The organism is Hyalangium gracile (genome assembly GCF_020103725.1).
In the GTDB taxonomy this organism is placed as follows: domain Bacteria; phylum Myxococcota; class Myxococcia; order Myxococcales; family Myxococcaceae; genus Hyalangium; species Hyalangium gracile.
In genome coordinates this window covers 1-16,226 of sequence record NZ_JAHXBG010000044.1, presented here as the reverse complement: position 1 = coordinate 16,226, position 16,226 = coordinate 1, and the positions used below count along the sequence as shown (strand labels likewise).

Annotated in this window: 17 protein-coding genes; 8 read left to right on the top strand and 9 right to left on the bottom strand. The window is 69.5% G+C overall.

All coding sequences use genetic code 11. The features are described from left to right. Nucleotides 1-13 precede the first annotated feature (13 nt). On the top strand, nt 14-1,006 hold the full coding sequence (iolG, locus tag KY572_RS45330) for an inositol 2-dehydrogenase (protein ID WP_224250037.1): 993 nt from the start codon (nt 14-16) through the stop codon (nt 1,004-1,006). A gap of 22 nt (nt 1,007-1,028) precedes the next feature. On the opposite strand, the gene KY572_RS45325 is transcribed toward iolG, so the two are convergent. The 5 genes from KY572_RS45325 to KY572_RS45305 form a co-directional block, all read right to left on the bottom strand. Beyond that, nucleotides 1,029-2,087 (bottom strand): transaldolase family protein, encoded by a 1,059-nt coding sequence (locus KY572_RS45325; protein WP_224250036.1) that lies wholly within the window; start codon nt 2,085-2,087, stop codon nt 1,029-1,031. A gap of 38 nt (nt 2,088-2,125) precedes the next feature. Further along, entirely contained in the window at nt 2,126-3,022 is an 897-nt protein-coding gene (iolE, locus tag KY572_RS45320; protein WP_224250035.1) for a myo-inosose-2 dehydratase, read from the bottom strand. A 24-nt stretch (nt 3,023-3,046) separates the two neighbouring features. Continuing rightward, nucleotides 3,047-4,903, bottom strand: a complete 1,857-nt coding sequence (gene iolD, locus KY572_RS45315; protein ID WP_224250034.1) for a 3D-(3,5/4)-trihydroxycyclohexane-1,2-dione acylhydrolase (decyclizing) — start codon at nt 4,901-4,903, stop codon at nt 3,047-3,049. Between the two features lies 1 nt (nt 4,904). Beyond that, entirely contained in the window at nt 4,905-5,741 is an 837-nt protein-coding gene (locus tag KY572_RS45310; RefSeq protein ID WP_224250033.1) for a 5-deoxy-glucuronate isomerase, read from the bottom strand. Nucleotides 5,742-5,887: 146 nt separating this feature from the next. Continuing rightward, nucleotides 5,888-6,454 (bottom strand): hypothetical protein, encoded by a 567-nt coding sequence (locus KY572_RS45305; RefSeq protein ID WP_224250032.1) that lies wholly within the window; start codon nt 6,452-6,454, stop codon nt 5,888-5,890. A gap of 526 nt (nt 6,455-6,980) precedes the next feature. On the opposite strand from KY572_RS45305, the gene KY572_RS45300 reads away from it, so the two are divergent. The 3 genes from KY572_RS45300 to KY572_RS45290 all read left to right on the top strand — a co-directional run bounded on the left by KY572_RS45300 (nt 6,981) and on the right by KY572_RS45290 (nt 9,134). Continuing rightward, nucleotides 6,981-7,865 carry a sigma-70 family RNA polymerase sigma factor gene (locus tag KY572_RS45300; RefSeq protein ID WP_224250031.1) on the top strand — a complete coding sequence of 295 codons (885 nt, stop codon included), beginning with the start codon at nt 6,981-6,983 and terminating at the stop codon, nt 7,863-7,865. Between the two features lie 55 nt (nt 7,866-7,920). Then, complete coding sequence (locus tag KY572_RS45295) at nt 7,921-8,337, top strand: CBS domain-containing protein (RefSeq protein ID WP_224250030.1); 417 nt, start codon at nt 7,921-7,923, stop codon at nt 8,335-8,337. Between the two features lie 224 nt (nt 8,338-8,561). Beyond that, a complete protein-coding gene (locus KY572_RS45290) occupies nt 8,562-9,134 on the top strand; it encodes a DUF2378 family protein (protein ID WP_224250029.1) in 573 nt (190 codons plus the stop codon). Nucleotides 9,135-9,140: 6 nt separating this feature from the next. Here the strand turns inward: KY572_RS45290 and moaC are convergent, their stop codons facing one another. The 3 genes from moaC to trxB are packed head-to-tail and all read right to left on the bottom strand — an operon-like array spanning nt 9,141 to nt 11,801. Next, nucleotides 9,141-9,614, bottom strand: coding sequence for a cyclic pyranopterin monophosphate synthase MoaC (moaC, locus tag KY572_RS45285; RefSeq protein WP_224250028.1), 474 nt, complete (start codon nt 9,612-9,614; stop codon nt 9,141-9,143). Further along, a complete protein-coding gene (locus KY572_RS45280) occupies nt 9,611-10,807 on the bottom strand; it encodes a trans-sulfuration enzyme family protein (RefSeq protein WP_224250027.1) in 1,197 nt (398 codons plus the stop codon). The genes moaC and KY572_RS45280 overlap by 4 nt, the downstream gene beginning before the upstream one ends. 31 nt (nt 10,808-10,838) lie before the next feature. After that, nucleotides 10,839-11,801, bottom strand: a complete 963-nt coding sequence (gene trxB, locus KY572_RS45275) for a thioredoxin-disulfide reductase (RefSeq protein WP_224250026.1) — start codon at nt 11,799-11,801, stop codon at nt 10,839-10,841. A gap of 71 nt (nt 11,802-11,872) precedes the next feature. Between trxB and KY572_RS45270 the strand changes: the two genes are divergently transcribed. The 3 genes from KY572_RS45270 (at nt 11,873) to KY572_RS45260 (ending at nt 14,167) form a co-directional block, all read left to right on the top strand. Next, nucleotides 11,873-12,331 carry a cyclic nucleotide-binding domain-containing protein gene (locus KY572_RS45270; protein WP_224250025.1) on the top strand — a complete coding sequence of 153 codons (459 nt, stop codon included), beginning with the start codon at nt 11,873-11,875 and terminating at the stop codon, nt 12,329-12,331. A 93-nt stretch (nt 12,332-12,424) separates the two neighbouring features. Beyond that, complete coding sequence (locus KY572_RS45265; protein WP_224250024.1) at nt 12,425-13,345, top strand: hypothetical protein; 921 nt, start codon at nt 12,425-12,427, stop codon at nt 13,343-13,345. Between the two features lie 9 nt (nt 13,346-13,354). Further along, nucleotides 13,355-14,167 (top strand): alpha/beta hydrolase family protein, encoded by an 813-nt coding sequence (locus KY572_RS45260; protein WP_224250023.1) that lies wholly within the window; start codon nt 13,355-13,357, stop codon nt 14,165-14,167. Here the strand turns inward: KY572_RS45260 and KY572_RS45255 are convergent. Further along, complete coding sequence (locus KY572_RS45255) at nt 14,154-15,251, bottom strand: MarR family winged helix-turn-helix transcriptional regulator (RefSeq protein WP_224250022.1); 1,098 nt, start codon at nt 15,249-15,251, stop codon at nt 14,154-14,156. The two genes, KY572_RS45260 and KY572_RS45255, sit on opposite strands and share 14 nt — an antisense overlap. Before the next feature lie 154 nt (nt 15,252-15,405). Between KY572_RS45255 and KY572_RS45250 the strand changes: the two genes are divergently transcribed. Continuing rightward, nucleotides 15,406-16,086 (top strand): hypothetical protein, encoded by a 681-nt coding sequence (locus KY572_RS45250; protein WP_224250021.1) that lies wholly within the window; start codon nt 15,406-15,408, stop codon nt 16,084-16,086. Nucleotides 16,087-16,226: the final 140 nt, after the last annotated feature.

The following is a 16,226-nucleotide window of genomic DNA, read 5'->3' as shown; positions in this document are numbered from 1 at the left end:
GTATGGTTTCCCCATGAAGATCGCTCTGCTGGGTGCAGGACGCATTGGGCAGATTCACGCCGCCAACATCCACCACCATCCTCGCGCGCGGCTCCATGCCGTGGTCGACGTGAACGCCGAGGCCGCCAAGTCCCTGGCCGATCGCTTCGGCGCGAAGTCCTCGACCGACGTGGACGCCGTGCTCGCCGACCCGGCCGTGGAGGGCGTCTTCATCTGCACCTCCACCGACACCCATGTGGAGATCATCCTCAAGGCCGCCCGTCGCAAGCTCCCCATCTTCTGCGAGAAGCCCATCGATCTGGACCTCTCCAAGGTGGATGCCTGTCTGGCCGAAGTCACGCGCACGGCAGTGCCTCTCGTGCTCGGCTTCAACCGCCGCTTCGATCCTCACTTCCGCGCCCTGCGCGACGCGGTCCGTCGCGGAGAGGCCGGTGACGTCGAGATCGTCAAGATCACCAGCCGCGACCCGGCCCCGCCTCCGCTCGCCTATATCCGCGGCTCCGGCGGCATCTTCCGCGACATGATGATCCATGACCTCGACATGGCGCGCTTCCTCCTCGGCGAGGAGCCCGTCGAGGTCTTCGCCACCGGCTCCTGTCTGGTCGATCCCGGCATCGCCGAGGCGGGCGACATCGACACGGCGATGGTGATCCTCAAGACCCGGCGTGGCGCGCTCTGCCACATCGACAACAGCCGCCGCGCCGCCTATGGCTACGACCAGCGCATCGAGGTCTTCGGCTCGAAGGGGATGCTCCAGGCGGCCAACCCGCTGCCCACCACCGTCACGCGCTACACGCGCGAGGCCGTGCTCTCCGACAAGCCGTACCACTTCTTCCTCGACCGCTACCCAGAGGCCTACCGCGCCGAGCTGGAGCACTTCCTCGAGGTGGCCACCTCCGGCGCCGAGCCCCTCGTGACGGGCCGGGATGGCCGGGCGGCGCTCGTCCTGGCGGATGCCGCGCTCCAGTCCCTGAAGCTCGGCAAGCCCGTTCCGATCCCACAGTGAGCCGGCTCTCCGGCCGCACGGCTCAAGCGAGCATCCGGTCCCGCACCCACTCCACGAGCTGCTGGTAGCCGCCCAGGAACTGGCGCAGCGTGTGGACCGAGGCTCCGTAGCCGGCGAACTCCTCGGGCCGCATCCCCTCCTCGTCGTAGGCCCGCCGGAAGTCCGGGAGCTTCCGGCGGAGCGTGTCGACGATCTCGGACGCCACGGGCTCGCTCAGCGTCTTGCGCGGCGTGATGTCCGAGGCGTTGAACTGCTTCCACCACCCGTACGGGATGCTCTGGATCGCGCCCTCGCCAATCAGCTCCGACCAGTGCAGGTGATGACGGTAAGCGGCGGCCAGCAGCGTGCTCCGGAACTTCCGCTGGACGAAGAGCTGATGGGCCTTCTTGAACACGGCGATCCCCGCCCAGTTCAGGTACCCAGGATCGAGCATCACGGAGTCCCGCTCCGCCACCCGCTTCATGTGGTCATCCACCCGCCCCACCATGATCGTCACGTAGGGGTGCAGCCGCTCCCGGGATACGCCCGTCCGCAGCGCCCGGTCCATGCCTCGCTCGACCGCCTCCGCCGTGGCGAGCGCCTGCGGCACGCTGAAGCTCACGGTCGCGTTGATGTTGATCCCCCGAGCCGTGAGCTCCTCCATCGCGGCGATGCCCTCCCTCGTCGAGGGACACTTGATGGCGATGTTCGGCGCGAGCGCGGCGAGCGCCACCCCGTGCTCGATCATCCGCTCCGTGGACCGGTAGATCTTCGGGCTCACCTGGACGCAGAGGTAGCCCTGACGCCCCTTCGTCGCCTCGTGGATGGGCGCCAGCAGGGCGGCAGCCTCCCGAGCCACGGCCTCGATGAGCCTCCAGGCCGCATCGTCCTCCGTGTCGCCGGGGTGCTCGCGCAGGAGCCGCTCCAGCACGGGCAGCCACCGTGCCTTGTCACCACTCACGGCGGCGCCGACGATGACCGGGTTCGAGGTGGCGCCGACCGCGCCGTTCTCGATGGCCTCCGCCAGCTCCTGGAGCGCGCAGGAGTCATTCCAGAACTCGGTCCCAAGCGCGACGGTCTGCTGCATCCGGGATGAGGACACGGCTCCTCCTTCCACCATGCCAGGGGAACCCGCAGGGCTCAAACGCCCGCGGTCTCCCGGATGTAGCGCCGACCCCGGATCGCGTACTCGAGCGGGTTCGCCTTGGCGGGATCCTGCTCGGCCTCCACGATCCACCAGCCCGAGTACCGCAGCGAGGCCAGGTGCTCGAAGATCGGCTTGTAGTCGATGCCTCCATCGCCCGGCACGGTGAAGGCGCCCGCGCGCACGGCGGCCTCGAAGCTGAGCCGCTTCGCTCGCACCTCCTCCACCACCGCCGGGCGGATGTTCTTCAGGTGGACATGCGCGACGCGCGGCCCGTGAGCGCGCAGGAGCGCGAGCGGATCCGCGCCCGCGAACGCCAGGTGTCCCGTGTCGAGCAGCAGCGAGAGCACCTTCGTCCGCTCCATCAGCCGATCCACGTCGCGCTGGTCCTGGATCACCGTGCCCATATGGGGGTGATAGGCCACCTTCATCCCCGCGACGGCGGCCCGCTCGGCCAACCGGTCGAGCCCCTCGTAGACGCGCGTCCAGGCCCCTTCATCCAGCAGTTCCACACCCGACGCAAAGCGCAGCGGCTTCGAGCCGTCCGAGTGGATGGCGCCAGTGCACTCGGCGACGATGACCACCCGGCTGCCCGCGGCCCGGAGCCGAGCCACGTGCGCGTCGAAGGACTTCTCCTCCTCGGCGTAGGGCCTGGAGGCCAGGAACGTACTGTGCCACCCGGAGGCCAGCTTCAGCCCGTACTTCTCGAGCAGCGCACGGACCGCGGTGCCGTCCTGAGGGAACCGGTGCCCCAGCTCCGTGCCCACGTAGCCCGCCTGCCGCATCTCGCTCAGGCACTGCTCCAGGGTGATCGACGCTCCGAGGTCCCGGAAGTCGTCGTTGCACCAGTTGATGGGCTGGGAGCCCACCTCCACCTCGAGACCGCTGCGCATGGCTCGTCCTCCGCGGGCGCTCCGTCAGTAGTAGAACCGCTGCTTCTTCTTCGCTTCCTCGTAAGCCGCCCGCTTCTCCTGCACCGAGGCGGAGGGGCTCACCTCGGCGATGGGCACATCCCACCAGGATGTCCCGGGCAGGCCCGCGCTGCTCTCCAGCGGGATGTAGATGAGGCAGCTCGTCGGCACGGCTCGCGCATCCCGGAGCGCCCGGGAGAGCTCGGCGGCCGTCGTCGCGGTGAACGTGCTGGCGCCCAGGCTCCGGGCGTTCTGGACGAAGTCCACGGCGAGCGGCTCTCCCTCCAGGCGCCCTCCCCGCCTGGCGCGGAACTCGTTGCCGAAGCCCCGGCTCCCCGACCCTCGCTGCAGGTTGTGGATGCACTGGTAGCCATGGTTGTCCAGGAGGACGAGCGTGATCTTCGCCCCCTCCTGGATGGACGTCAGCAGCTCCTGGCTCAGCATGAGGTAGCTGCCGTCTCCCAGCAGCGCGTACACCTCGCGCTCCGGGTGCGCGAGCTTGACGCCCAGCGCGCCCGCCACCTCGTAGCCCATGCACGAGTAGCCGTATTCGGAGTGGTAGTCGTCCGGCTCCTTCGCGCGCCAGAGCTTGTGGATGTCGCCGGGGATGCCGCCCGCCGCGTGAACGACCGTGGACCCCGGCCCCGCCTCCTCATTGAGGACGCGGATGACCTCGGCCTGCGTGAGCCGGCCGTCCGTCGAGCGCGTCAACACATCCCGGGTCTTCGCCCACTCCTCGCGAGCCGTGGAGATCTCAGCCCCGTAGCTGGCCGGAATGCGCCACCCCTCCAGGGCCCGGGTCAGCTCCTCGAGCCCCACCCGCGCATCCGCCACCAGTGGCACCGCCCCGTGCTTGGCGGCATCGAACGCGTTCACGTTGAGCGCGATGAAGCGCACGCCCTCCGCCTGGAACTGGGTCTTCGACGCCGTCGTGAAGTCCGACAGGCGCGTGCCCACCGTGAGGATGACGTCCGCGTCCAGGGCGATGCGGTTGGCGGCGCCCGTCCCGGTGACGCCCACCGCCCCGAGACACGCCCCATGCGCATCCGGCAGCGCGCCCATGCCCGCCTGCGTGACACCGACAGGAATGCCCGTCGCGTCGCAGAAGCGGCGGAGGGCCTCCTCGGCCGCGGCGTAGTGCACCCCACCGCCCGCGATGCAGAACGGGCGCCGAGCCTTCCGCAGCAGCGCCACGGCCTCCTCCAGACGCTCGCGGGAGCACGGCCGGCGCTCGACGACGTGGACGCGCTCCTGGAGAAAGAGCTCCGGACAGTCGAAGGCCTCGGACTGCACGTCCTGAGGCAGGCAGAGCGTCACGGCCCCGGTCTCGGCGGGATCGGCGAGCACGCGCATCGCCTCGGGGAGCGCGGAGAGGAGCTGCTCGGGGCGCTGGATGCGGTCCCAGTACCGCGACACCGGCCGGAAGCAGTCGTTGACGCTCACGTCCATCGAGTGGGGAAACTCGAGCTGCTGCAGCACCGGCTGAGGCGCGCGGTTGGCGAAGATGTCCCCGGGCAGCAGCAGCACCGGCAGCCGGTTGATGGTGGCCGTGGCCGCGCCCGTCACCATGTTGGTGGCGCCCGGTCCGATGGAGCTCGTGCACGCGAAGGTCGACAGCCTCCGCCGGGACTTCGCATAGGCGATGGCGGTGTGGACCATGCCCTGCTCGTTCTTGGGCTGGAAGTAGGGCAGCCCGCCCTCATGCTCCTCGAGGGCCTGGCCGATCCCCGTCACGTTGCCGTGGCCGAAGATGCCGAAGACGCCTCGGAAGAAGCGGTGCACCTCGCCATCCCTCGAGACGCGCTGCGCATCGAGGAACCGGACCACCGCCTGCGCCAGGGTGATGCGAACGGTCCGAGCCATGTCACCGCCCTCCCGCGTTGCCGGGCTTCCACCCCTGCTGCTGTGCATCGAGCACCCAGCGGTGCTCCTCGGTGAACTCGAACCCCCGGTAGGGGTTGCTCGGCTGGTGCCGCACCACCCACAGGTAATACATGCCGTACCCGGGCGCGGAGACCTGCGGGTGGTCCACTCCCCCGAGGATCTTCACCGTGTCGTACTGCTTCACCTTGTAGACGTCGTCACCGAGCTCCGCGTGGCCGTAGCCCTGCGGCAGCGTGAACCGGTAGTGGTAGAGCTCCGTCTGGGCGTGGTGGTGCGGCGGATAGCTCGACCAGCGCCCGGGGTAGTTGATCACCTCGCCGACGACGAACGCGCCCTCGGGGCGGTTGTTGGCATCGAACGCCAGACGCACCGTGCGCACCGCCGCGTCCTGCACCAGCCCCTTGCCGCGTAGCTCGTCCTGGATGTCCTGGGGGAAGAAGATGCGCGGCGCGAACGCCTTCGGGTTCGTCGCGCTCACCACGGCCCACTCCACCTCTTCGCTCGTGGCCTCGATCCGGACACGGGCGCCAGCCGGCACATGAACCACCGTCGGCGCTTCCTCGAAGAGCGAGGCCCGCGTGACGGAGGCCCGCGCGCCTTCGAGCTCCACCTCCGCCTGGCCCGAGAACAGGATCCAGGCCGTCTCCTTGGAGGGGCTGTCCTGGATGCGCTCTCCGCGGACCATCCGATGGATGCCCAGATCGAGCCCCGTATCCAACTCGGCCTCACCCTCTCGCGTCACCCAGGTGAGCCCTCGCGGGAACCCCCCTCGGTGGCGGGTGATGAGGGCCGTACTCGCATGGGTGCTGCCGGCCATGGCTCCTCCCTCCGCAGGTTGAGCGCTCCGATCCCTCCGGACGCTAGCACGCCCACCGGCTCCCCATCAGGAGAGGGCCGGTGGGCCCTGGGAGTGGAATGGTGGCCTGGCCGACAGAAGGCCACGACCCTCGGGCGTACACACGCCTATGGCGTCGGAGCGAGCTCGCAGCCGCAGCCGCACGTGTCGAAGAACGGCTGCTCCCCGCTGTTGCACGTGAACCGGATGGCCGCGCACTGCGCGGGGTCCTGCGAGATGTAGCGCTTGTTCGGGTCGTCATACGTGCAGGCGCCCGACGACGCCTGGCACCCGCAGCCACAGTCGTTGAAGAACGCCGTGGCGCCCTCGGGACAGCGGAAGAGGATCGCCGGGCACTCGTCGGGGTTGCGCGAGACGTAGCTCAGCTGTGGATCGTTGTAGTCACACTTGGGCTTCTTCCCGCTGTCCGGGTCGGCGCAGATGCCTCCACAGTCGCGCCCGCCCGCGTTCGGATCGCAGTCGTCATTGGGAGCATCCACGCAGATGAGCCCCGCCGGGCACTGGATGGCCGCGAAGCCGCCGCAGAACTGCCCTCCCGCCGGCGTGTCGCTCTTCTTCTCCGTCTCGGAGTCGGAGGTGGTGCTCTCTTGAGCAGCCTCGGCATTCGCGGAACACGCCAGCTGCCCGACAGCCCCCAGGCTCAGCAGTCCCAGCATCAGTAATCTGATGGACATGACTCCCCCTTTCAGCCCGGGAGATGGCCCCCCAGGATGTCAGAGGGAAGGGGGCAGGCAGGCGGGCAGACCACCCTCCGGAAGCCCCTGGTCCGGTCGGTTCGCGGAGCCCGTGCGGCTCTCTCATCGCTCGGCGCACCAGCCCCTGCGGCCGGCGGCATGGAGCCTCGAAGAACCACCGCGGGTGCGCCCGTCTGCCGCGTCCCCGCGCAAAGCTTTCGGCTGGAGGGCGCACAACGCAGATTTTTCCGGTGACCTGCCCCTCCTCCTGCCTTCCGCTCCATTCCCGCCACGGTGGGCGCGCGCCTGCTCCCCCGCTGGCACCGTCGCTGCAAAGGCACGCCGGCGCGTTCCATCGCCGCGCCCTCCTGGAGTGCCCATGCCTCCGCTAGAGCAGCTCTCCACCCTCCCTGCCCGAACGCCTCGAGTCCTGCCTGCCCCGGGACGTCCCCGAGGCCAGCCCTCGCGGCGCCTTCCCTCCAGGACTCCCCCTCGGCGTGCGCGAAGGCCCGCCGCCTCGCTCACGATGGACTCGGCCCAGACCGAGCTGCTCGCGAGCTATCTCGCCGAGGTCCGGCGCCAACCGTTCCTCACCCGGGACGAGGAGGTGACCCTGGCCCGCCGCGCGCGCAGGGACGGAGATCGCGCCGCCAGGGTCCGACTGGTGGGCTCACACCTCCGCCTCGTGGTGAAGCTGGCCCGCGAGCACCTGCGTCCCCCCCTGGCCCTGATGGATCTCATCCAGGAGGGCAACCTGGGCCTCGTGCAGGCCGTGGAGCGGTTCGATCCCGAGCGGGGCGTGACGCTCAGCGCCTATGCCGCCTGGTGGATCCGCGCCTACCTGCTGCGCTTCATCATGGAGAACTGGAAACTCGTGAAGGTCGGCACCACGGACGTGCAGCGAAAGCTCTTCTTCCGGCTGCGCGGAGAGCAGCAGCGCCTGCTCGCCTCGGGCGTCGAGCCTTCGCCTCGCCTGCTGGCCGAGCGACTCCAGGTCCCCGAGCAGGACGTCATCGAGATGGATCAGCGGCTGCGGCAGGATGATCTCCGGCTCGACGCACCGGCCCTCCCCTCCGGAGGCACGATGTCCTCCCGAGTCCACGCGCTGCCCTCGGGCGCCCCGGCGGTGGACGACCAGCTCGCGAAGAGCGAGCTCACCCAGCTGCTGCGCACCGAGCTCGCCAGCTTCACCCGGCAGCTCGAGGACCCGCGCGGACGCTTCATCCTCGAGCACCGGCTGCTGTCCGAGGCCCCGCTCTCGCTGGAGGCCGTCGGTCAGCACTTCGGCGTCAGCCGCGAGCGAGCCCGCCAGGTGGAGGCCGACCTGATCGCGCGCCTCCGGGAGTTCCTCCGCCACCGCCTGCCAGACTTCGACTGGCTCCAGGCCGCCGCGGCTCCCGCTCCGGCATGAGGCTTGCTCAATCACGGGACGCACGGGCGGGCGCGCAAGACCCGCGGAGGAAGCCATGCTGATCAGCGATTTGATGAACCGGAGTGTCGAGACCATCGAGCCTGGGGCAACCCTGCAGGCCGCGGCGGGGCGCATGCGCAGCTACGGCATCGGCGCCCTCCCGGTCATCGATGGGGGCCAGCTCGTGGGGATGATCACGGACCGTGACATCACCGTGCGCGCCACCGCGCTGGGCAAGGACCCCACGGTGACCCCCGTGCAGGAGGCGATGACGAGCAGCGTCGTCACCTGCCGCGAGGACGCCCCCGTCGCGGAGGCCGAGCGGCTGATGGAGGAGAAGGCCGTGCGGCGCCTCGTGGTGCTCGACTCCTGGCGCAGGGTGGTAGGCATCATCAGCCTGGATGACATCGCCATACTCCCAGGCGAATCCCGTCGGGCGGGAGAGATTCTCGAGCACCTCAACGAAGTCTGACGTGGATGGGCGGGAGCCCGCGCGGCCCCGGGCCGTGTGAGGTGGACACCTCCGGGGCCTTGCACTGCCCACCACTGGACAGCTCCGCCAGATGTCGGGAAGCGAGCAGTGCGCGGCCAGCTCGCTGATCCAGGGGTCGGCAGGCGGGAGCCCCATCCTTAGGTTGAGTCTCAGGAACCCCCCCGGAGCCAAGCGTCATGACCGGTCTCGCCGAGACACACTCCATGAGCGGGACCCTGCCCCTTCGAGCGGAGCGGCGCCGGGTCGTCTTCGATCACACCGTCGAGGGGCTCTTCCTGGTGGCCCTGCGCGGACGGCTGTCGGTGACGGCGGAGTCGAGCCTGCGCCGGGCCGGGCTGGATCTCTCGAAGAAGCTCCTGCCGGCCTACCCGTTCGAGACGTGGAAGCACTGCCTGGAGATCGTCGCCACGGACCTCTACCCGCACCTGACCCGGCCCCAGGCCTGGCAGGAGATCGGCCGCGCGATGGTGGAGGGCATGGCGCGGACGGTGATCGGCAAGGCCACGGTGGGAGTGGCCCGGCTGCTCGGGCCGCTGCGCGCGCTGCGCCGGCTGGAGCACACCCTGCAGAGCGCGGACAACTACGTGGAGGCGCGCGTCACCGAGCGCTCCCCGACGTGCGTCGAGGTGTGGATCAACGAGGTGATGGGCCAGCCCACCTACTACCAGGGCATCCTGGAGGCGTGCCTCTCCATGACGGGAGCGCAGGGCGGCCGGGTGGAGCTGCTCTCGTGCTCGGGCGGCAGCGCCAGCTTCCGCGTGCAGTGGGAGGAGTAGCCGCGCTCAGCGCTTGGAGCGCTTGGAGCCCTTGGCCCCCTTGGAGCCCTGGCGGTTCCAGGTGCCGGAGCGGCCACCGGACTTGTGCTCGAGCTGAACCTGCTCGATGACCATGCCCCGGTCCACGCTCTTGCACATGTCATAGACGGTGAGGGCCGCCGCGCACGCCGCGGTGAGGGCCTCCATCTCCACGCCGGTGCGGTCCACGGTGCGCACCTCGGCGCGGACCTCCAGCCCGGCCTCGAAGGGAGCCAGCGTCACCTCCACGCCGGACAGCGCGATGGGGTGGCAGAGCGGCACCACGTCCGGGGTGCGCTTGGCGGCCATGATCCCAGCGAGCCGGGCCGCGGCGAGCACGTCGCCCTTCTCCACCTTGCCCTGCTGGATACGCTCGAGCGTCGCGGGGAGCATGTGCAGCCGCGCGGTGGCCACCGCCACGCGCTCCGTCTTCCGCTTGCCTCCGACGTCCACCATCTTCACCGCTTCACCCCCTGCGCCACGGCCGAGAGCAGGTCCTCGACGATGTCGTCGGGATCCTCCAGGCCCACGGAGACACGGATGAGACTCTCACGGATGCCCGCCGCGGCGCGCTCCTCGGGCGTCATCCGGCGGGCGCTGGCGCTGGCCGCGTGCATCACCAGCGTGCACACGTCCCCGAGCGACGGCCCCGGCCGAGCCACCTTCAGCGCCTCCAGGAAGCGGTAGCCCTCCGGCCGGCCCGCGCCCTTGATCTCGAAGGCCACCATGGGACCGAAGCCCCCCTCCAGCACCTCGCGGGCGATGGCATGCTGCGGATGCGAGGGCAGCCCTGGATAGAGGACGCGCTCCAGCAGCGGAGACTCCGCGAGCCGCCGGGCTACCTGGGCGGCGTTCTCGAAGTGGGCCTTCATCCGCACGTGCAGGGTGCGCAGGCCCCGCTGGGTGAGCCACGCCTCGAAGGGGCCGAGCACGTCTCCGGCCATCAGCCGCATGGAGCGCAGCGGAGCCAGCCGCTCGTGAGAGCCGCTCACCGTGCCGGCCAGCGCGTCGCTGTGCCCGTTGATCCACTTCGTCGCCGACTGGACCGCGTAGTCCGCCCCGAGCGAGAGAGCGCGCTGCCCGTACGGCGACGGGAAGGTGGCATCCACCGCGAGCGCCGCGCCCACCTGCCTGCAGGCCTTCGCCAGCGCGCGGAGGTCCGGCACGGAGAGCAGCGGGTTGGTGATGCTCTCGGCGAGCACGAACTTCGGCCGCAGCTCGAGGATGCGCTCGGGCGCCGTGGGCTCACTGAGCACCACCGGGTGCAGCTCCACGCCGGTGCGCGCGCAGAGCGTCTTGAACAGCAGGCGAGACACCCCATACCCGTCCGCGGGCATGACGATGGAGTCCCCCGGCTTCAGGTTCTGCGCCTCGAGGACGGCCCGGAGCGCCGCCATGCCGCTGGCGTAGGAGACGCACGCCTCCGCGCCCTCGAGCGCCGCGACGGACTCCTCCAGCAGCGTGGTGTTCTGGGCGCTGATGCGCGAGTAGACGTAGTCCTTGCCGTCCAGCGCTCCGTCCAGCTCCTCGCTGCTGTCGAACCAGCCCACGGTCGACATGTGGATGGCGGGCACGAGCGGCTGGGAGGTGCTGCCCTCCAGCCGGCTGCCCGCGTGCACCGCCACGGTCCTGGGACTCAGCCGCTTCTGGCTCATGTCTCTCTTCTGGAAGGGAGGGCGCCCGCGCTCACTGGCCCTGCTCGATGAGCCACCGCTCGGCCTCGATGGCCGCCATGCAGCCGGTGCCCGCCGCGGTGATGGCCTGCCGGTAGTAGCTGTCCTGCACGTCGCCGCAGGCGAACACGCCCGCCACGTTGGTGCGGGTGGTGCCCGGCTCCGTCTTCAGGTAGCCGCTCTGGTGCGTCTCCAGCACGCCCTGGAAGAGCTGGGTGTTGGGCACGTGCCCGATGGCGACGAACAGGCCCGTGGCGTTGAGCAGCTGGGTGTCGTTCGTCTTCACGTTGCGCACCACCGCGCCCGTCATCCCCTTCTCGTTGCCCACCACCTCGTCCACCACGCTGTTCCACATGACGGAGATCTTCGGGTTCTTCAGCACGCGCTCCTGCATGATCTTCGAGGCGCGGAAGGTGTCCCGGCGGTGCAGCAGGGTGACGTGGCCGACGATCTTCGCCAAGTAGGTGGCCTCCTCCATGGCGGTGTCGCCGCCGCCCACCACCAGCACGTTCTGCTTCTTGAAGAAGGCCCCGTCACAGGTGGCGCACGCGGACACGCCCCGGTTCTTGAAGGTGTCCTCGCCCTTGACGCCCAGCCACTTGGCGCTGGCGCCCGTGGCGATGATGACCGTCTCCGAGCGGTAGCTCACGCTCTCGCCCTGGATGAGGAAGGGGCGCGAGGAGAGGTCCACCTTGACGACGTTCTCCATGTGGATGCGGGTGCCGAAGCGCTCGGCCTGCTTCTGGAAGCGCTCCATCATCTCCGGGCCGGTGATGCCCTCGGGGAAACCCGGGTAGTTCTCGACATCAGTGGTGATCATGAGCTGGCCGCCCGGCACGCGCTGAGGGTCCTCGAGCGTGGGGCCGCCCGCGAACATCACGGGCTCCAGGTTGGCACGGGCCGCATAGATGGCCGCGGTGTAGCCCGCGGGCCCAGAGCCGATGATGGTCACCTTGTTGATCTTCTCGTCCGCCACGGCGGTACTCCTGTCGGAAGGGGGCCGGAAAGTACCAGAGCGCCTCGGGCGCGTGGTACGAAGCTCATTGCATGGATGCTTCCTTCCTCAAAAAGGTTGCGCTCTTCGAGGGCCTGACCCAGGGCCAGCTCGCCAAGGTGGCCTCCATCGCCCAGCCGAAGCAGTTCGAGGGAGGGGCCTTCATCTTCCGGGAGGGAGACGGAGGTCAGGAGATGTATGTCATCGCCGAGGGGCGGGTGCGCATCTCCAAGAACGTGCCGGGAATCGGCGAGGAGGCGCTCGCGATCCTCGAAAAGGGCCAGTATTTCGGGGAGATGGCCGTCATCGACGACCACCCACGCTCGGCGGATGCCATCGCGCACACCCCGTGTACCCTGTGGGCCATCGAGCGCACGAAGCTGGACCAGCTGATGTTCACGGACAAGGAGCTGGCCTACGTGCTGCTCTGGACGTTCGTCCGCACGCTCTCCGGGCGGCTTCGCGAGACAGGCGACAAGATCAAGGCCTTCTTCGCCATCTCCCGCTTCTGAGCAGTCCTGCGGCCCTGGAGGGGGCGCTCCGGAAGCATGTCAGCGTCCGGGTGACGTGCCATGCTGCGGGGTCCGTCCGCCCCGGAGGGCTCCATGGCTGAAACCTATCGCGTCGCTCGGCTCCCCATCCGCCTGCGTGGCTTCATCCTCCCCAGCACCAGCTCCCAGTTCGAGGGCTATGTCGAGGCCGGTGACTACTTCGTGCTCGAGGAGAAGCGGAACTACCCCAATTCGGACACGGACTACGCGAGGCTCGAGGTGCCCACCCTGGGCGCCATGGACACGTGGATCTGCGTGCGCTGGCGCACCCAGAAGTACGCGGAGCTCGTCGACGAGGAGACGCCCCCGCCCACCCCGCGGCTCCCCTTCGATGACGACCCGCTCGCCATCCCCGAGAGCCGACTGACGGGCCTGCTCGAGGCCTTCTTCGACTACCACTATGATCCCGACCAGGGTCGCTACCCCTGGGAGCTGCCGGGCATCCGCCTGCCGCTGGCGCCCCCGAAGGTGAACAACTGCTGCACCTTCGTCGAGGCGCTGATCGTGAAGGCCTTCGCCGACGAGCACGGCGCGGCGTTCGAGTGGAACGCCAGCCGCCACCGGCAGATGATGATCGTCTCCACGGAGGACTACTTCTCGCCGGTGACGGCCGCCATCGAGAGCGGGATGGGGCTCCACACCCCGTCTCCGGACGTGCCTCCGCACCCGTGGACGATCATCCAGGGCTGGCGCAACCAGTGGCGCTCCGGCCACACCTTCCTGATCGTCGACCACCACGCCGCGACGGACAAGGTCCTCATGCTGGAGTCCAACTCCGCCTACGGCCTGAACGGCGTGGGCTACCGCGGCATCGGCATGCTGCGAGACAAGGGCATCCAGCCGCCCGCGAAGTGGTGGACCCTGGAGGACGTGTGGACCTGGCGCCGCGTCCAGTCCACGTACCTCTTCCGGCAGCAGGCCTGGCTGAAGGTCAAGGACCGCAGGCTCTCGGGGCTCGAGGGAGCCACCAGCTGAGGGCGCTCCATGAACCCGCTCTGGATGCTCGAGACGCCCTCCCCGCCCGCGGATGCCCGCCTCCCGTACGGGGAGCTCACCTTTCAGTTCGGTGATCTGCGCCTGCCTCCGGGCCCGGGCCCCCACCCCGTCGTCGTCATGGTGCACGGGGGCTTCTGGCGCGCCCGGTACAACCTCGAGCACGCGGGCCACCTGTGCGCGGACCTCGCGCGGCGCGGCTACGCCACGTGGAGCCTGGAGTACCGCCGCGTAGGCCACGAGGGCGGAGGCTGGCCGGGCACCTTCGAGGATGTCGCGCGCGGCATGGACTTCCTGCGCACGCTCGGAAAGAGCCAACCCCTGGACCTGTCTCGCGTGGTGGCCATGGGGCACTCCGCGGGCGGCCACCTGGCCCTCTGGCTGGCCGGGCGAAGGCGCCAGCCTTCCGGTTCACCCCTCTCCAGCGCGGACCCGTTCATCCCTCGCGGGGTGGTGGTGCTCGCCGGCGTGGTGGACCTGGTGCGCGCTCACGAGCTGCGGCTCAGCGATGACATCGTGACGGAGTTCCTCGGAGGCACGCCCGCCCAGGTCCCCGAGCGCTACCGCCTGGCCTCTCCGTCGGCCCTGGCGCCCATCGGCGTGAGGCAGGTGCTCATCCACGGCACCGAGGACGACACCGTCCCGGTCTCCCTCAGCACCGACTACCACGCGCGGGCCAGGGCGCTCGGAGATGACGTCCGGCTCATCCCGCTGCCGGGCGCCGGCCACTTCGAGGTCATCAACCCGCTGGCCCGCGAGTGGCCCCAGGTGGTGGAGGCGCTCGGCTCGCTCAGCGGCTCTTGATGGACAGGTTGCTGGCGCCGCCCATCACCTCGAAGTCGTACCGGTCCGCCACGCTCCTGTAGTCCGAGGTCTCCAGGCTCGTCTGTCCACCGGCGGCTCCCAGGTACTGCTCGTTGAAGGCCAGCGCGCTGGCGCCGCCCTTCACCTGCATGCGCGCGGCGGTCCTCGCAGGGAGGGTGAAGGTGACGTCGCTGGCGCCTCCCACGATGCGAATGGGGACGGTCCCCGAGGGCGGCGGTAGCGCCAGCGTGAGCTGACTGGCGCCCGAGGACAGCTCGAGCGACTCCAGCCGCAGCTCCTCCAGTCTCGCATCCAGCTTCGATGCACCGCCCTTCAGCTCGATCCTCCAGGGGATGGAGGCATTGAGCGCGATGTCCGCACCCAGCTTGCGCCAGTCCAGCAGCGAGAAGCGCTGATACTGGATGGAGACGGTGCCCGCCTCCTCCCGCACGACCGGCGGCCGTCCCTCGAAGCGGGCCACCATCAGCTCCGTCAGCTCCGCGCTGGCCCGGAGCGTGACCTGCGAGGCGCCCGAGACGAACCTCAGGCGCGCGCTCGTCAATCCGCGCAGCGGGAGCGAGACCTCACCGGGCGTGCTCGCACTCCGAGCCCCGGCCTCGGCCCGCATCCTCGCCGTCTCCTCGCGCAGCATCTCCGCGCCCCGGTGGAGGAAGTCCAGGATGCACTCCAGCTGCTCGGGGGTGTAGCTGGAGATGAGCTCGTCCAGCGCACCGCGCGAGGTGCCGAACGCCGCATCGAAGGCATCACCCTTGTCGGGCACCGCCTCGATGATGACGTGCCGCCGATCCTTCGGATCTCGCACCCGCCGCACCCACCCGCCCTTCTCCAGCCGGTCGATGAGCCCGGTGATGGCGCCGGACGTCAGCCCCGTGAGCTCGGCCAGCCGCCCCGCCGTCACCGCTCCGGTGCGCTCCAGGATGCTCAGGCACTTCAGGTCCGTCAGCGTGACGCCCAGCCGGTCCGCGATCGCCTGACTGAAAAGGATGTCCTGGTCGCTGAAGTCCCTCAGCTCCCGGCGCACGGCCTCGAACATGGCCGATCGCGCGCCCTGAACGCTTGACATGACGCACCCGTCCTCTTACCCTCAGAACATCTTAGTCACTAAGACATCTTCCCACTGAGCATTCGGGACCAGCCACAACGGCAGATTACACACAACCACTCTCCAAGAAAACCCAGAGGAAACCGATATGAACGCATCCAGCCACGAAGGTTCGGTGTCAGGTGAGACCCACATCCCCTATGAAGGACGAGGTGGGAGTTCCTCCCAGGAGGCTGGAAACCTCTCGGCGCCGCTGGGGACGGTGACGCAGGGCCTGCTCAGGTTCGCGGGGGGAGCCTCGCGCGTCACCCTGCACGTGGATCCGACGATGCCGGAGCTGTTCCGAGCGCGGTTCGTCGGCCCGGCACCTCATCTCCAGGTGCACGAGGGGACGGTCACCTTCCGGTACCACTTCTCTTGGTCGGACCTCTTCAAGTACGCGATGCCCTGGGGGCACCACGGGGTGGACCTCACGCTCAATGGCTCGATTCCCTGGCAGCTCGAGTTCAGCGGGGGCGTGTCGGACGTCACGGGGGACCTGAGCGGGCTGAAGCTCGGCGCGATCGACATGGAGGGCGGGGCGAGCAAGCTCACCCTTCGGCTGCCTCGGCCCTCGGGCATCATCCCCATCCACATCCATGGCGGCGTCAGTCACGTGGCGCTGCACCGCCCCCTGGGCACCGCGGCGCGCATGGAGATCGACGGAGGCGCGGCCTGGCTGACCTTCGACGAGAACCGGCTCGGCGCGGTCGGCGGGTTCACCCGGCTGACGAGCGCGGCCCTCGAGGACCGGCCGTCCCGCTACGAGATCCGGGTCGACGGCGGAGCCAGCCACATCACCGTGGACACGCGCTGAGCCCACTTCCTCCCCCGCTCTTCCCTCACCCAGAGGCCACCTTCCATGTCTCCCTCTTCAGATCCCATCGTCTCCATCAATGAAGTGACCAAGGACTACCACCTGGGAAAGGTGGTGGTGCCCGCGCTGCGGGGCGTCTC

What these genes read in the sequence shown, in the direction of transcription:
- KY572_RS45255 (WP_224250022.1), bottom strand. Translation starts at nt 15,251, where the DNA reads ATGTCAAGCGTTCAGGGCGCGCGATCGGCCATGTTCGAGGCCGTGCGC.
- KY572_RS45290 (WP_224250029.1), top strand. Translation starts at nt 8,562, where the DNA reads ATGAGCGGGACCCTGCCCCTTCGAGCGGAGCGGCGCCGGGTCGTCTTC.
- KY572_RS45270 (WP_224250025.1), top strand. Translation starts at nt 11,873, where the DNA reads ATGGATGCTTCCTTCCTCAAAAAGGTTGCGCTCTTCGAGGGCCTGACC.
- KY572_RS45305 (WP_224250032.1), bottom strand. Translation starts at nt 6,454, where the DNA reads ATGTCCATCAGATTACTGATGCTGGGACTGCTGAGCCTGGGGGCTGTC.
- iolD (WP_224250034.1), bottom strand. Translation starts at nt 4,903, where the DNA reads ATGGCTCGGACCGTTCGCATCACCCTGGCGCAGGCGGTGGTCCGGTTC.
- KY572_RS45310 (WP_224250033.1), bottom strand. Translation starts at nt 5,741, where the DNA reads ATGGCCGGCAGCACCCATGCGAGTACGGCCCTCATCACCCGCCACCGA.
- iolE (WP_224250035.1), bottom strand. Translation starts at nt 3,022, where the DNA reads ATGCGCAGCGGTCTCGAGGTGGAGGTGGGCTCCCAGCCCATCAACTGG.
- iolG (WP_224250037.1), top strand. Translation starts at nt 14, where the DNA reads ATGAAGATCGCTCTGCTGGGTGCAGGACGCATTGGGCAGATTCACGCC.
- KY572_RS45280 (WP_224250027.1), bottom strand. Translation starts at nt 10,807, where the DNA reads ATGAGCCAGAAGCGGCTGAGTCCCAGGACCGTGGCGGTGCACGCGGGC.
- KY572_RS45295 (WP_224250030.1), top strand. Translation starts at nt 7,921, where the DNA reads ATGCTGATCAGCGATTTGATGAACCGGAGTGTCGAGACCATCGAGCCT.
- KY572_RS45265 (WP_224250024.1), top strand. Translation starts at nt 12,425, where the DNA reads ATGGCTGAAACCTATCGCGTCGCTCGGCTCCCCATCCGCCTGCGTGGC.
- KY572_RS45300 (WP_224250031.1), top strand. Translation starts at nt 6,981, where the DNA reads ATGGACTCGGCCCAGACCGAGCTGCTCGCGAGCTATCTCGCCGAGGTC.
- KY572_RS45260 (WP_224250023.1), top strand. Translation starts at nt 13,355, where the DNA reads ATGAACCCGCTCTGGATGCTCGAGACGCCCTCCCCGCCCGCGGATGCC.